A 15,695-nucleotide genomic window follows, 5' to 3' on the forward strand; every position below is an offset into this window, starting at 1 on the left:
ATAAAATTGGTACATATACCATTTTAATCATGATTAGAAAATGCGGTGTAGATGTTAAAACCAATCAATATACACACGGGTATGAATTTTAAATATTCTGCTAATATCACTATACTAAATACAAGTATTTTTGGAAAGTAATTGGCACAGAGTGATGTGCTGACGTAGATTCCTTTCATTGAGATAGTGTAATTTGTAAAAGCCTCTGAAATAAAATAAACGTTTGTTTAGCCTACTAACCCCTTGATACACAAAGAGTCAGACGTGCTAATCAAACGTTTGTTTAAATCACTACCTCGTCCCTGCCGGCAAAGAGGTAAGCACCTTCTTAGATTTTCTGGAAGAAAGAAATACGCCGACAAAGATGATCACCAGGCCAAGCAGGAGATTGTGCGTTACCGGCTCCTGAAGAAGCAAGAAACCCCAGATCATGGCCGTACCCGGTATCAAATAAGTAACGGTGGACGCAAATTCCGGACTTCCTTTTGTCATGATATAAAAGTACAGAAGCGTCGCGACACCTGAACCGAGACAGCCTAAACCGAGCACACCGAGGATGACCTCTCCTGACATGACATCTCCGACAGAAATTGGATTCGTGAGCATCATCCCAATGAACCCTGCAAAAGCCCCGATCAACAGCTGGAACGTGGAGATGGTGACGACGCTTGTTCCTGTCAGGTATTTCTTCGTAAACTGGGAAGCGAACGCATAGCTCATCGTGGCAAGGACCATCGTTCCCACCCCGACGAAGTCAGAGGAAAAGATGCCGCTCACTTCGAAATTCATCAGGACAAGGATGCCGATAAAACCGACAATGATGCCGATCCACTGGAATCCGGTCAATACGACGGAAAATAAGAGGAAACCGATCAGTCCCGTCCAGATCGGCGTCGTTGCATTCAGGATCGACGCCGTATTGCTGTTAATTGCTGTTTCGCTTAACGCAATGAGCGTCCATGGGAGCGCGGCATTTCCAATCCCGACGACAGTCAGTTTTCCAAGGGGTAAAGGCTTCCTTTCGCCTTTTTTCCTTTGTATAAAGAAGATCGGAAGAAGCACAAGGGCTCCTGCCAGACAGCGCAGGAAGACCGTCCCCCATACGCCCACCGGGTCCACGAGCCACTTGATAAAGACAAATGACATCCCCCAGATCAGACTTAGGCCGACCAATGATATGTATAAACGAGCCACTTGGCTTCCTCCTTTCGGTTGGTGAAGAATTGTGTAGTTTAGTGGATGAATGGATGTTATAGCGGATTTAGATAGTACTATCCTATCTTACTTTTGTATCGTTGAAAACATTCTTTTTTCACCTTGCAGTTCCAGAAAGGTCCATTATATTCAGGATGAAAGCAGCGTTTCTATCCCACGAACCCCTCTGCCAGCCGAAACCATTTAACTTTCATTGGTTTTCGTCATATAATGGGGAGGTAAGATATTGATATGAATTCGAAAATTAATTTATAGGACTGATATAGCATGTACAATAAAGAAAAAGTGTTCCAAGAATTATCAAAGGTCATGCACTCGGATAATATTAAACGCGACGAGCTGTTAAGAGACCACTTGTATACGAAATTGGGTGGAAAGGCAGATTTCTTCCTGACCCCTACTACTTATGAAGAAGTTCAAAACATCGTCAAGCTTTCCAATGAAGTGGATGTCCCGTTTACACTGTTAGGAAACGGATCGAACCTGATTGTCAAAGATGGCGGAATCCGGGGGATTGTCCTTCATCTGAAGAACTTCAAAGACATTAAAACGACCGATCAACTGATCGTCGCCCAAAGTGGTGCAGCCATCATTGATGTATCACGACGTGCCCTCGCTGAGAAATTATCAGGTTTGGAATTCGCATGTGGCATCCCAGGGACAGTCGGTGGTGCCCTGTTCATGAATGCTGGTGCCTATGGCGGGGAAATCAAGGACGTCCTTGATTATTGCCACGTTGTCGACCGCGAAGGAAACCTGGTTAAGCGCACAGCCGCAGAATTGGAACTTGATTACCGTCACAGCAATATTTCCGAAAAAGGGGATATTGTCCTGGAGGCGACTTTCAGCCTGCAACCTGGTAGCTACGAGGAGATCAAAGCGGTGATGGATGATTTAACGGACAAACGGGAATCCAAGCAGCCCCTTGAATATCCATCCTGTGGAAGCGTCTTTAAGCGTCCGCCTGGTTACTTTGCCGGTAAATTGATTCAGGATAGCGAACTGCAGGGAACAAACTTCGGAGGAGCAGAAGTCTCAACGAAGCACGCAGGTTTCATCGTGAATAAGGACAATGCCACAGCATCCGATTATATTTCGCTGATTGAACACGTCCAAAAAACCGTGAAGGAAAAGTTCGATGTAGAGCTTGAGCGGGAAGTACGGATCATCGGTGAGGATCTGGAATAGACAGAATCTAGTCCATAAAGTAACGGAAATCCGGACGAACTCGATGATCGAATTCGTCCGGATTTTTATTTTGAAAGAATGGACTGTGTCTGGGTGCAAAGTTTATCCGTTTGTTTTCAAACAAAAAAAACAGCCTAAATGATTAGACTGAGTATTTCATATGATATTCATTTGGCACAGGCACCCTGCCCTATCTTTTTTTCATAAACGGAACGGGCTTCATTTTGCGTGTTCCCCTCATCTTTGTCACTTGGGCTCCTGATGATTTCGCGTCGAATTCATAGGCTTCACGGGCTTTTAAATAGAGTAGTGGCACTGGTATTGCCTCCTTTATAAAAAGATTAGTTTCTTTTTACCCGGCAACGCCCGTCTAAAACCAAATCTGCAAAAAATCCACTTCATTTTTTTATGTTAATAATGATAATCCCACAGTACCCGCCATTTCCCCTTTTCCATGGCCAGATAACAGGTTTGGGTCACCACCAATTTCCCGAACTGGCTATCGAAATACAGATTCACCTCGGCCTTTCTGACATTTTTGAACCGAAGACCTTCACTGTTGAACGTGAAGTTTTTTTCCTTTTCGACCTTGCCTACTTCTACCTTGAATGTATCTACTCCCATATGTCCCATAAATACATGATTTTTCGTCTGGATATAAGAGGACTTAGAGAATTTGTTTTTCATCTCTGAATGAAACAGCTCCCACGCATTTCCGAAATCACCGTCTTTTTCATAGTGATAAAATGCCCCGATCACTTCTTCCGGTGTATCAGGTTCCTGGGTGCTTCCGACCAACATGAATAAAGCCACCAGGATCAGTATCACGGCAATGGCACCTGCTATTAGAGGAACCGGGCTTTTCCTTCTCATACGAACACCCCTCACCTATAAATATGCTTATGTGGGACGGGGTGGATGTATGAACTTAAAATCAAGCATGTATAATGGTGCAGCTTATTGATTCTTAACTTTATTCAACTTCTTAGATATTTCATCCTGCTTTTTATTAAGATGATACTGGTATCGATTATCTTCATACATGCCAAAGATCAGGATGGACTTTTCAATATATTGAAGGGCTTTTTCAAGCTTTCCTTCCATTTCATAGTTGTACCCGGTATGATAATAAAGCTCACCAAGCCCAAAGAGGTGTTCTTCTTCTATACACCATTTTATCGCCTGGGCACAATATTCGTTAGATTCTTGGTATTTTCCCAATCTCGTTAGCGTACGGGCAATATTATAAAGAATTCTCGTTTTGATAGATTTATCATTCAGCTGCATGTTAGATTGCAGCGTCGTTCTTACTTCTTTATAAATCTTTAAAGATTCTTCCATATTTCCTTTGCCATATTCGAACACACCAAGTGTCATAAGGATTTCAATTTCACGTTCCGTCATTGCCCTTTTTTTATTCCAAGTAAGGGAGAGGGCTTCTTTCAAAAGGGCAATTCCCCCATCTTTGTCATTTTCAATTTCATATTTGTATATACTTTTATGCCAATAGAGCAGTTGAAGGTTAGTTTCATCTTTAAAGAACAGTGGGTTTTTCTGTTCGGCCTTTACTACATCCATCATTTCTTCATACAGGATCTTCACCCTAAAGTTTCTTAACTGCCGCTCGACTTCTTTTACATAGTCCAATCGTGGCGTTGTTCCGATTTCAAAGAAGTAGTTTACGTCGACACCGAGCTTCCTTGAAATTTGATAAAGTGCCGTTGCACTTGGATAGATGTCCCCTTTTTCAATCCTGCTGACAAGCGCCTGGGTGCAGACCCCTTCAGCGAGCTCACCCTGAGTCAATCCGACTGCCCTTCTAAGCTCCTTTATCTTCTTTCCTATGACAGAGTAATCCATGTAACCACCTCTCCAGTGAATATTTGGTGAAAGGTATTATATCGAGGAATCCAATTTCTCTTGTAATTGATTCCTTTTTTCTTCTATAAAAGTAGTCATTTTGTTGTTGCATTGAATCTCAAACAACACTTCAGCTTTTGCATAATAAGATACGGCGGTTTGATATTCCCCTTGGAGCTCAAGGTTATACCCCATATGATAACTCAATTGTGCAAGGCCGTATAAGGTTTCCTCCTGGATGATCCAGCGGATGCCTTCTTCACAATGCCTGGTGGATTCCCTGTATTCACCTTTTCTTGTCAGGACCCTTGCAATATTATATAGGAGTCTCGTTTTGATCGATTTGTCATTCAGTTGATCATGATAGGTCAAAGCGTCATATACAACCCCATAAATCTCTAATGCACGGTCAAGTGAGTTCCTGCTGAATTCAAGTATTCCAGTAGAAATCATAATATTCATTTCACGCTCAGACATCGCTTTTTTCTTACTATAGGTAAGGGATAGGGCTTCTTCCAGGATGCGCAGTGCTTTATCTTTATCTTTCTCGACTTCATTTACATAGATTCCCCGATGCCAATAGAGCAGCTGAAGATTGTTGCCATCTTTCAGGAATAAAGGGTTCTTCTCTTCTGTCCTGACGATTTCCAGCATTTCCTCGTATTTTAATCTTGTTCTCAGCTTCTTCAATTGACGTTCTACCTCTTTTATATAATCCAGTCGGGGCGTTGTTCCGATCTCGAAGAAATAGTTGACGTCTACACCGAGCTTCTTAGAGATTTGATAAAGATAGGTTGCACTCGGATCGATGTCTCCCTTTTCTATTCTGCTGATCAGGGCTTGTGTGCATATCCCTTCCGCCAATTCTCCCTGTGTCAAACCTACAATCTTTCTTAATTCCTTAATCTTTTTCCCGATCACCGAATAGTCCACTGTTTCACCACCGAAAATATTAATATCTTAATATTTTATCAGAATTCACCTGATTTTTTTATGTAACTGTGCAAATATCACCTTAAACAGACCCAAATCGACAATACATACATTTTAAATCTATGTTTTAATAGATTTAACGACAAATTACAATACCTTTTGATGGCGCTTCTCCTTGTGGGAAGCGCTCTTTTTTTCTGAAGGATATTAATATCTTTATAAATGGGAAGAAAAAGAAGTCATTTTCTGAGCAAACCCTTTCTTTTTCGATTGAAATCGAATCATACCCAACATCCAGCCATCATCTATCTATGTTTTAATAGACTTAACGATGAATTACAATACCTCTGGACGGCGCTTCTCCCTGGTGGGAAGCGTCCTTTTTTTATCTGCCAGAAGATATTAATATATTTATATAATATGGAAACGAAAGAGATATCTCTCATAAGACCGGTCAACATCCCCTGTCTTTCCCCGACACCGGCATTACACCAAATCTCGATATATGATTTAATAAACCCAACGACAAATTACAATACCTTTTGACGGCACTTCTCCTGGTGGGAAGTGCTCTTTTTTTTGCAAAGTCCTCTGGAGGGACGGACCTTCATTAATATTCGTATATTTCCAACGGCAGTCCATCCGGATCTTCAAAAAAGGTGAAGCGTTTTTCCGTATAAGGGTCGATTCTGATATCCTCTGTTTTAATCCCTTTTGCATGTAATTGTTCCACGCAGTCCACAATATCCTCCACTTCAAATGCCAGATGCCGCAACCCTCGTGCCTCTGGATAACTCGGTCGGGGAGGAGCATTCTGGAAAGAAAAGAGCTCGATGATGTATTCACCCTGTAAAGTGAGATCGAGTTTATAAGAATCCCGTTCTTCCCGATATATCTCCTGCTTCACCTCAAACCCGAGTTTATTCACATAAAAGTCTTTCGATACACCGTAATCCGAACAGATAATGGCTATGTGATGGATTTTTTTTAAATTCATGATGTATTTCTCCTTCTACCATGAAATGAATGATGTTTCTAGGCAATGAACCGGCATTGGGGAAAGCTGCTGCACCCTTTAAATGAACCTTTTCCATCTTTACGAATGCGTGTGACCAATGGATTCCCGCATTTCGGACAAATGCCTGCTTTCACTTTCATCTTTTTCTCTTGCTGATCTGACCTGACCCGTTTGATATGTTCTTTTCCGGCACCTTTTTCAACAATATTTCTCTTTTGGAGCAGTTGAGTGATCCCTTTGATTTGAAATGCTGTCAGGTTTCCGCCCTCTTGCCTTTCAATTTCCTTTACCACCTGATTTGAATAAGTGACGATGGCATGAGGAGACGTGACCTCCATCTTCTTAATCGTGGCTTTTGGATCGAAGGCAATGATGGAATAGTATGCCGGCTGAATGCTGCTGCTTCCGATAATCTGTTCAATTGCTTTGATATGACCATAGTTTTGATGTAATGGATTTTGAAAGAACGATTTTCGCCTGTTGAGGACCTGTGTCCATTTGTTATTATGTTCGCTTCCGAATATCCAGCCACGGTAATTCTTTGTCTCAATAACAAAGATTCCTGCTTCGCCAATGACTACGTGATCAATTTGAGTCGTCCTCCCGTCTCTTGCGTGAAGGAGGAGATCATGCACGACAACATAGCGTTCGGGATCCAGCTTCCCTAAGAAGTATCTTACCTTTCCTTCACCGATTTTCCCCTTGACCTTCGGAGAAGAAGCGAAGACGGCAAGCAATAATAGTAGTGATAGAAAAAGATAGCTCATGTGCGCCCTCCAAATGGAATTATTATACAATCACTATACTACCATAAAACACATGAAACCATCCCGACAAAAAAAGCAGCCCCGAAAGACTGCTTCCCACTCCAATTATTTCATCGCATCCGTCAACACAGGAACGATTTGTTTCTTACGTGATACAACACCTTTTAACAGTGCCGTATTGTTTTCAAGCGTCACGTTGAAGGCTTTTTCTACTTCCGCTGCCTTGCTTCCAAGGGCAAGTGCCGTTGAGTCGTTCTCAAGGATGTCGGTTACAACCAATAGGAAAAGGTCCAATCCTTTTTCCTTGATCAGCGTTTCGACCGCCGCTTCCACCTCTGCCTGGCGTCCGAATACATCATTGATGTCGACCACGTTGACTTGAGCGACTTCCACTTTGGCGTTCCCCATTGAGAATTCTTTCGCATCCAGTGTCACAAGTTCAGCGACTGACTTCGTGCTCATGTTCGCGCCTGCTTTCAGCATCTCCAAGCCGTACACTTCAGGATCCACTCCTGCGATTTCAGCCAATTCCTTCGCTGCTGCTACGTCTTCATCCGTACACGTAGGAGATTTGAACAGAAGGGAATCTGAGATGATCGCTGAAAGCATCAATCCAGCCATTTCCTTCGTCACTTCTACCCCTTTTTCCTTGTAAATCTTGTTTAAGATCGTTGCCGTACATCCAACCGGCTCTGCACGGTAGTACAGGGGATCTGCCGTTTCAAAGTTCGCGATACGGTGGTGATCGATGACTTCAAGGACACGCACTTCCTCGATATCCTCAGCGCTTTGCTGACGCTCGTTGTGATCGACAAGGATGACCGTATCCGTCTCAGCTGCCACCTTTTCCACCAAACGCGGTGCATCCACTTTGAAATAATCAAGGGCATATTGTGTTTCACCGTTCACTTCGCCTAAGCGCACAGGCTCAACGTCCATGCCGATTTTTGTTTTTAAATCAGCATATACGAGTGCAGATGTGATCGTGTCTGTATCCGGGTTTTTGTGCCCAAAAATTAGTGTTTTACTCATTGAACATTCTCCTAACTATATGTAATGGGATCTTTGTTTGCTGTCTTTACATTTTCTTATATTACCATATCTGATGACAAAACCGTATGTATACGGAATTATTTTATGGATAGAAGGATATATGGTTTTACTTCCATCTACTTCCCCCACTTAAAATAACTTCATCTGTTCACCTTGTTTCTTTTCTTTCCCCTCTACTTTATAACCTAATGATCGGTACCCCTCTAATCTTTTTTCATACATTTTCTTAAGTACAGGAATTTGATGATCAACATAATCATAGACTTTTACATCCATTTTAGATGGGTAAGAGCGATGAAGTCTTCCAACATATTGCTGTAGAGTTCCTTTCCACGAAATTGGCATTGTCAAGAAAAGTGTATCCAATCGGGGGTCGTCAAAGCCCTCACCAATGTACTTACCGGTTGCAATGATAACTCTTTCTTCAGTATCAGGTAACTCTTTTAACTGTTTTAATCTGGCCTGCTCCTCTTTTTTCTTCAGACCTCCTTTTAGCACAATAATATTTCTGGCAAAGCCTTGCAGTTTTCCTACCAGTATATCTATATGCTTCTGTCTCTCCGTTAAGATGATTGGGCTTCTCCCTTCTTCCAGCGCATGCAATACATCATTGAAGATTTGGAGATTTCGGGTCTCATTCGTTTGTAAAGTGTTCATTATTTCTTGGATCGTAGCTTTCGTTGCCTTCTCGCTACCCCCGGATATTAATCTAGGACAGAGGAGGTGATTGAAAGAATGTACCTTAGACTGTTGCTTGGCACTGACTTTATAACGGATAGGTCCGCACTGCATCGTCATGATAGGATGCAGTCCGTCTTTTCTAGTAGGTGTTGCCGTTAACCCAAGAACATGTTTCGCACTTGATTTTTTTAATACTCTTTCAAATGTCAAAGCCGATATATGATGACACTCATCCACAATTATATGACTGTATCTTTGAATTACATTTTCCTTTTCAGAATTGGATCCCAGCGTCTGAATCGTGGCAATATCGATTAATCCATTAGGCGTGTTTTTCCCTCCACCGATTTCTCCAATGGCTGATTCTTCACAATGGAAGAGGGATGAAAGACTGGTTTTCCATTGTTTCATCAACTGTTTACGATGTACGATGACTAGGGTGTTCACCTTTCTCTTATGTATCATTGCTGCACCAATCACTGTTTTCCCAAAACCAGTGGTAGCTGAGAGCACTCCATGATTGGATTGACTTAACTTTTCTACGGCCTCTTTCTGTTGCGGGTATAGAGTACCTTTAAATTCTAATTCAAGCTTTGTCGAGGCGATTGTTTCATCTTTAACTGTGCAACCGATTCCCGACTCTTCACAGACTGCAAGAACATCCTCCAAACACCCCCTTGGAAGAATAAGGTCTTTTTCTGTTTGATCTGCGCAATTGATAACCCTTGGTATATGATGCGTCGACAACCTTTTGGCCTGTGCTTTGTAATATGCTGGATTATTAAAGACTGCTATATCCATGAGTTTCTTTAAGATAAATGAAGGGACGACATTTTTATCGATGTATAGGCCATTTTTAAGAATAATAGTAATCTCTGCCGGTTTGCTTTCTGAGGAGATTTTATTTTCATTAAAACCAGATTGGGGATTTTTTATAATGCTATTTATTTTTTTATAAGAAATTTTTCTTATGCTGGCTAAGTACTGCCACTGATCTCCTATTGGTATCAATTCTTCATCCAGAAACACACTATTTCCCTTTTTCCTCGATTCTCCTTGTAAAGGAAGTGCAATAAGGTTGCCCAGACCACCTTTCGGTAAGATGTCCTGGTTCGGAAATAACCTGTCAAAGGAATCTATTCCAAGAGAAAAATGCTGTTCCATTGTCTTAGACAACAATTCGAAGCCAAGCTTCCTCGCAAGGGATGCTTTGATAGCCTCTTCAAAAAAGAGCCAAACATGAGCTCCGTTACCTGATCGAGAAAGCTCAAGGGCTACATGAAGGTCATGAGATTTGCAAACTTTAATAAATGCTTGTACATCCTGTCGCCAACTGCCCTTATCAAAGTCAACTGCTAGAAAAAAGCAAGTGTCATCACTTTGTAAAGGATAGATACCAACCGTCTGTTTCCCACTTAAGTGATTATATATAACCTCTTCAGTCATAGGTAAATAAGCCTTATTCATACATTGACCGCATTTAATATGTGGTTTCTGACATAGGGTAGGGTGCCATTCGTGCTTACAGGCTGGAGTATATCCAGAATTTCCATTTTTGATAGATTCCCACCTTAGGGCATACACATCTTTTCTACCTACAAATAAGGAGGAGAAAAGCCGAATACGATCTTTGATAATTTGTTGTCTCTCTTTTCTTTGCATTTGATTCTGAGATTGCCCTTCATAAGGGATATTATGCTTATCTAATAACGCTTTTAACATCCTATTCTCATTCTGCAACTGTTGGCATTCTAGTAAAACCTGCTGAAGTTTTAATTTATTATTTGTCATAGCAAAACCTCTGTTTTGTTAGAATATTGAATATTTTAAGACTACTAGAAATCCTTCTCATGTAATAGGATATGATATTAGTAAGTATTGGATATTAGTAAGTATTGGATATTACTCGATTACTTATACATAAAATGTGAACATGAATATAGAATTAACTCTGTCCAACTTTTAAATGCTGTTTATTATAAAAAAACCGAACACAAATTCGAAATATCTCAAAGATAAACGAATTTGTTCGGATTTTTTTAATGCGAAGTATGTTTCTTGCATGTAGTATATTCTCGTTGCTAGTAGGATTGCGTAATCAAGAAAAGTGAATTCTCACCCCATACCTCGAGCGGAATACCTTGTACAAGAAACAACAATGTTGAACAAAGACAATAAATACATTTTAAACCCTAATTCTTTCTCCATCTTCACAGCCTGTGCGAATAATCATCTCCACTGTCTTTTTCTTCATATTCAAATGAGAAACATCCGTCCCCGCAATCAATTCTTGCGTATTCCTGTCATCAAACGACAACGCACCCGCCAGATACACTTTAAACACATCGATCAAGCTGTTCAGCTTCACTTCTTCCCCGTCCAGTTCGTATTGATCGGTATCTTCAACGACAGACAGGTTTTGGAATTGAAGGGCATCCTTCAGCATGTTGAGCAGGTCGATGTTTTCAGGTGGATTCGGGTTGGTGATATGATAGATTTTATCCGCTTCCGCTTTTTCAGGAGCGAGACTCAGGATATCCGCGACATAGTCGACCGGGACGAGATTGGATGTCCCGTTCTTGGCTGCCACCAGCCGGTAGGTACGCGCATCGCCTTTGCGTCTCGCTGTCTTGCGCTTGAAGACGGCAAGTGCCCGCATGAATCCATACAGGGTGAACTGGGAATCGGCTTCTCCCGTTTTCGAATCCCCCACGATGATGGCAGGACGGAAAATGGATACGTCCATTTTGTCTCGGTATGAAAACACCAGATGCTCCGATTTCACTTTGCTTTCTTCATAGGGATTATTGAATTCACCGTCCACCGGATACAGTTCTTCGACTCCTTGTGTCAGTTTCCCTACTGTATAGGCCGTACTCACATAATAGAACTTCTTCACATTCAGACGCTCTGCAAGCGCCAGTATATGCTTCGTCCCGTCGTAGTTTGCTGCAAATAGTTCATCCCGCAGATCTTGATCGAATTTCACAAGGGCCGCCAGATGATAGAAGGCATCGATCCTGTCAGTCAACCATTCCTGGTCGTCATGGCTCAAACCGGCGTTTGGAATTGTGATGTCCCCTTGGAAAATATGGATCCTGCTTTGTTCGTCTGCTTCAAAGGAATCCCGTAATCTTTCAGCCTTTTCTACATTTCTCACTAGTATATAAACTTCATTGATTGTATGTTGCAAAAGATTCTTAATCAGCTTCCCGCCCAGGAAACCTGTTGATCCTGTTAGAAAAATGTTCATTTTGTTCACTCCTGCTTTGTTGGTCATTCCGTTAATCATACCACAGATTGAAAGCGTCATCGTGTTGGAACTTGATGACAAAAAAAGAGAGGAGCATCCGCCCCTCCCACAAACTTAATTCCAGCCTTCATAAAACTTCTTTGTCACTTGTACTGTATGGGTGCTTCCCCCGGCATCCTGTACACCTTCAAGGAGCATGGCGAGCACCATGGACGGATCCTGTTGATCGTAAGAAACAAACAGTCCATTTTCCGTCCCTGTCGTTCCCTGCTCTGACTTGATTTCAGCCGTACCGGTCTTTCCGGCGATTGCTTTGCCCTCTACACTCGCTTTCCCGGCAATCCCTTCGGTGACGACTTTGCGCAGATTCGTCTTCATCATGTCTGCTTGCTGTTTCGTCAGCAGCCCTTCCTTCCATACTCCCTGCTCTTCATTCATCAGAAGACGGGGCTTCATCATATCGCCATCATTGATGATGCCGCCGTATGCACTTGCGAGGTGGACGATGCTCATCAACACTTCTCCCTGACCGAAGGATGAATCTGCCAATTGAACTTCCTTGGAAATCTTCCCGTCATTTGACACTTGGGATGTGTAGATTGGATATGACATTGGAATGTCTTCCCCAAAGCCAAAATCCTTCAATCCTGATATAAACGTGTCTGACCCCATCTCCAGTCCAACCCTGGCAAAATAAATATTGTCGGAGAATTTCAGGGCGCTTTCCAAATCCACCCTGCTATCGTTGTCAAACACTCGGACTACCTTATAATTGCCCCAGGAGTCGTCTTTTCTCCATGCCTTCCCTTTGATGTCATAGACCTTATTCGGGTCAAGCTTCCCGGATTTCAGTCCGATCGATGCAGTGATGCTTTTCATCGTCGATCCCGGTGAATAGGCTAGCGGGAATCGGTTCCGCATCGGTTTCTTCGGGTCATCCGCCAACTTTTTATACGACTCAGAAGAGATCCCTAATACGAATTCATTCGGATCGTAGGCAGGCGTGCTTACAAGGGCCAACGCCTCACCTGTTTGGGGATTAAGGGCTGCTGCCGTCCCTGCCTCATCCTTCATTTGTGCATAGATCTTCTTTTGCATCTCGGCGTCGATCGTCAGGGTGATGGTCTCACCATCTTGGACAGGCTGCTCCACAATCGTAATCGTGTCTTCTGAATCCTCTTTTTTCAGATAGATGCGCTGTCCGTCTTTCCCCCTCAGTTGTTCCTCGTACACTTCCTCAGCCCCGCTTAAGCCCATCAGGGACTGAGCCGTATAGCCTTTGTCTTTCAGATTTTCCAATATCTCTGCTGTAAGCTTGCCGATATAGCCTGTGAGGTGAGCAGTGGCTTCTCCGTATGGATATTCCCTTGCCGGCACCCGTTTGGAGTAGAGACCGTCAAGCTCGATGACTTCAAGGGCGAGAGGACGAGCTTTCAAGGCGATTTTTTTGATCGGGACAAAATAGTCAGGCTTTACCCAGTTCGCGTCCAGTTTCTTTTGAATCGCTACCCCTGAAAGATCCAGCAAAGATGATAACTTGCTCATATCACTTTCACTAAATTCCTTCGGGACGATTCCCAGTTCAAACGCTTCCCCATTAATGGCTAGAGGCTGCTGATTCCGGTCCAGAATTTCCCCTCGCTTAGCTGATATACGGTCCACTCCGACTTTGTCCCCTTTTTCCATATCAGGCAGGATGAACGAAGGATCCCATTCCACGAACCAGTTCTCCTCGTCTTCCTTCTTTTCTTTCGTCAGCGTGACTTCTTTTTCATAAGAAACTTCGCCAGCAAGTGTGTGGAAAGAGATGGTCATCGGGAACGCTGCTTCCGTTTGTTTGTCCCAATCCTTTTCTTTATCCGGTTTCTTGAAGTCTACTTTTACATCTTTGACTTCCAGGTCTTTATAGATATCCTCATATCTCGCAACGTAATCTTCTTTTTTGAATGCCTCTTTTGTAGAAGCGCTCACATAGTCGCTGTACATGGCATCAAACTCACCCTTGTTCCACAGGTCCGCGTACGCCTGAAGACGGTCATCAGGCTGAGGCTTTTCCTGGCACCCTGCGGCCAATAGACTGAGAATGACAAGTAAACCAAGCATTAAGACTTTTTTCGTCATACTTCAAGCACCCCCTCGGATTTTTCAACTTATATGTATTCTTTCAAATCTATTCCAACTTTACAAATTAAATGAATTCACCAGAAATAGCTTGTCTCTGTTTCCGAACGCAACCACACCCAATATCCACCACCTTTTCCTCACAATCCCCAGCATTTCTCGCCTATACATGATGCAATTTCATAAAAGTTTGTTATAATAGAACATCGTAAGAGTAATAAGGAACAGAATCCTAAGATTATATCTTGCAAATATAAATCGATAGGTGGAAATAAACATGAAAGATTATCGAGTACTACTGTATTACAACTATGTAGATATTGAGAACCCAGAGGAAGTTACTGCCCAGCACAAGCAGCTGGGTGAGGATCTTGGCCTGAAGGGGCGCATCCTGATTTCAGCTGAAGGAATCAACGGAACATGCTCAGGAACGATCGAGCAGACAGATGCGTATATAGAAGCGATGAAACAGGATCGTTATTTCAACGACACTGTATTCAAGATTGACGAAGCTGACGGTCATGCGTTCAAGAAGCTTAAAGTCAAGCACCGTCCAGAGCTTGTGACGCTTCGCCTTGAAGATGACGTGAATCCAAATGAGCTTACAGGTGAATACCTTGAGCCGAAGGATTTCTTCGAACAGATCCAGGATGAAGATACGGTCCTTCTTGATGCCCGTAATGACTATGAATATGACCTTGGTCACTTCAGAGGCGCAATCAGACCGGATATCACAAACTTCCGTGACCTTCCGAACTGGGTACGTGATAATAAAGATAAATTAGACGGCAAGAAGATCATCACTTATTGTACCGGCGGCATCCGCTGTGAAAAATTCTCAGGCTGGTTAGTAAAAGAAGGCTTTGAAAATGTGGCTCAGCTGCACGGCGGTATCGCAACTTACGGTAAAGATCCCGAGGTAAAAGGTCAGCTATGGGACGGTCAGCTCTACGTATTCGACGAGCGCATCGGTGTTCCTGTCAACCAGACAGAGCATGTCGTGGTAGGGAAAGACTTCTACACCGGCGAGCCATGTGAGCGCTACGTAAACTGTGCCCACCCGCCTTGTAACCGTAAAATCCTTTGCTCAGAAGAAAACGAGCATAAGTATATGAGAAGCTGCTCTGACGAGTGCCGCACGAGCCCTGAAAACCGCTACATCAAAGAGCATGGTTTAACAGAGGAAGAAGTGGCAGAACGTTTGGCAGTGATTGAGCGGGAGAAGGAAACGGCGACGATTTAGTTAGTAAAAATGAGATCAGCTTGTAGAGGAACTTAGTGTTTCTTCTGCAAGCTTTTTTAATGATCTAAACTTTTTTTACAAATATAAAGTGATTGTTGAGGTGTGAACATTCTTTCATCTACCTAGTTCATCCCAGTTAGGTGGGTGAAGTAGTGACTAATAATTTTCGCCACCCAACAACTAATTCTAATTCACTTATTTAAAGTTGTTGGTATTATGCAGTCGTTTTCCCAGAACCCATGAGTAGTAATAAACAGGATAGCGAAGATGCAAAACATAGAACACCTTACTCGCGATGGCATATTAAATTATCTCGTTGACCATATTGCGTATACAGACATAATAGTAGGCTGTCGATACTTT

The 15,695-nt window shown here is 42.6% G+C and carries 13 protein-coding genes; 2 read left to right on the forward strand and 11 right to left on the reverse strand.

Going from position 1 to position 15,695, the window contains the following annotated elements:
* Positions 1 to 291 precede the first annotated feature (291 nt).
* Positions 292 to 1,194, reverse strand: a complete 903-nt coding sequence (locus tag KH172YL63_RS19470; protein WP_173107651.1) for a DMT family transporter — start codon at positions 1,192 to 1,194, stop codon at positions 292 to 294.
* Between the two features lie 288 nt (positions 1,195 to 1,482).
* Between KH172YL63_RS19470 and murB the strand changes: the two genes are divergently transcribed.
* On the forward strand, positions 1,483 to 2,403 hold the full coding sequence (gene murB / locus KH172YL63_RS19475) for a UDP-N-acetylmuramate dehydrogenase (protein ID WP_173107652.1): 921 nt from the start codon (positions 1,483 to 1,485) through the stop codon (positions 2,401 to 2,403).
* 190 nt (positions 2,404 to 2,593) lie between these two features.
* Here the strand turns inward: murB and KH172YL63_RS21785 are convergent, their stop codons facing one another.
* From KH172YL63_RS21785 to KH172YL63_RS19520, 10 genes are all read right to left on the reverse strand, one after another.
* Positions 2,594 to 2,719 carry a hypothetical protein gene (locus KH172YL63_RS21785; RefSeq protein WP_269475176.1) on the reverse strand — a complete coding sequence of 42 codons (126 nt, stop codon included), beginning with the start codon at positions 2,717 to 2,719 and terminating at the stop codon, positions 2,594 to 2,596.
* Positions 2,720 to 2,814: 95 nt separating this feature from the next.
* A complete protein-coding gene (locus KH172YL63_RS19480) occupies positions 2,815 to 3,276 on the reverse strand; it encodes a hypothetical protein (RefSeq protein ID WP_173107653.1) in 462 nt (153 codons plus the stop codon).
* A gap of 84 nt (positions 3,277 to 3,360) precedes the next feature.
* Positions 3,361 to 4,263: a helix-turn-helix domain-containing protein gene (locus tag KH172YL63_RS19485; protein WP_173107654.1), complete on the reverse strand. Its 903-nt coding sequence runs from the start codon at positions 4,261 to 4,263 to the stop codon at positions 3,361 to 3,363.
* Between the two features lie 36 nt (positions 4,264 to 4,299).
* The gene (locus tag KH172YL63_RS19490) at positions 4,300 to 5,196 is read right to left on the reverse strand and encodes a helix-turn-helix domain-containing protein (protein ID WP_173107655.1); all 897 of its coding nucleotides are present in this window, start codon (positions 5,194 to 5,196) and stop codon (positions 4,300 to 4,302) included.
* A 610-nt stretch (positions 5,197 to 5,806) separates the two neighbouring features.
* Positions 5,807 to 6,193, reverse strand: coding sequence for an SMU1112c/YaeR family gloxylase I-like metalloprotein (gene gloA2 / locus KH172YL63_RS19495; RefSeq protein WP_173107656.1), 387 nt, complete (start codon positions 6,191 to 6,193; stop codon positions 5,807 to 5,809).
* Between the two features lie 38 nt (positions 6,194 to 6,231).
* A complete protein-coding gene (locus KH172YL63_RS19500; RefSeq protein ID WP_173107657.1) occupies positions 6,232 to 6,981 on the reverse strand; it encodes an NERD domain-containing protein in 750 nt (249 codons plus the stop codon).
* A 105-nt stretch (positions 6,982 to 7,086) separates the two neighbouring features.
* On the reverse strand, positions 7,087 to 8,013 hold the full coding sequence (locus tag KH172YL63_RS19505; RefSeq protein ID WP_173107658.1) for a manganese-dependent inorganic pyrophosphatase: 927 nt from the start codon (positions 8,011 to 8,013) through the stop codon (positions 7,087 to 7,089).
* 150 nt (positions 8,014 to 8,163) lie between these two features.
* Complete coding sequence (locus KH172YL63_RS19510; protein WP_173107659.1) at positions 8,164 to 10,506, reverse strand: TOTE conflict system archaeo-eukaryotic primase domain-containing protein; 2,343 nt, start codon at positions 10,504 to 10,506, stop codon at positions 8,164 to 8,166.
* 394 nt (positions 10,507 to 10,900) lie between these two features.
* Positions 10,901 to 11,968: an SDR family oxidoreductase gene (locus tag KH172YL63_RS19515; protein WP_173107660.1), complete on the reverse strand. Its 1,068-nt coding sequence runs from the start codon at positions 11,966 to 11,968 to the stop codon at positions 10,901 to 10,903.
* A gap of 114 nt (positions 11,969 to 12,082) precedes the next feature.
* Complete coding sequence (locus KH172YL63_RS19520; RefSeq protein WP_173107661.1) at positions 12,083 to 14,089, reverse strand: penicillin-binding transpeptidase domain-containing protein; 2,007 nt, start codon at positions 14,087 to 14,089, stop codon at positions 12,083 to 12,085.
* Between the two features lie 277 nt (positions 14,090 to 14,366).
* Between KH172YL63_RS19520 and trhO the strand changes: the two genes are divergently transcribed.
* On the forward strand, positions 14,367 to 15,332 hold the full coding sequence (trhO, locus tag KH172YL63_RS19525) for an oxygen-dependent tRNA uridine(34) hydroxylase TrhO (RefSeq protein ID WP_173107662.1): 966 nt from the start codon (positions 14,367 to 14,369) through the stop codon (positions 15,330 to 15,332).
* The last annotated feature ends 363 nt before the right edge of the window (positions 15,333 to 15,695 follow it).

The organism is Bacillus sp. KH172YL63, from assembly GCF_011398925.1.
Lineage (GTDB): Bacteria > Bacillota > Bacilli > Bacillales > Bacillaceae_B > Rossellomorea.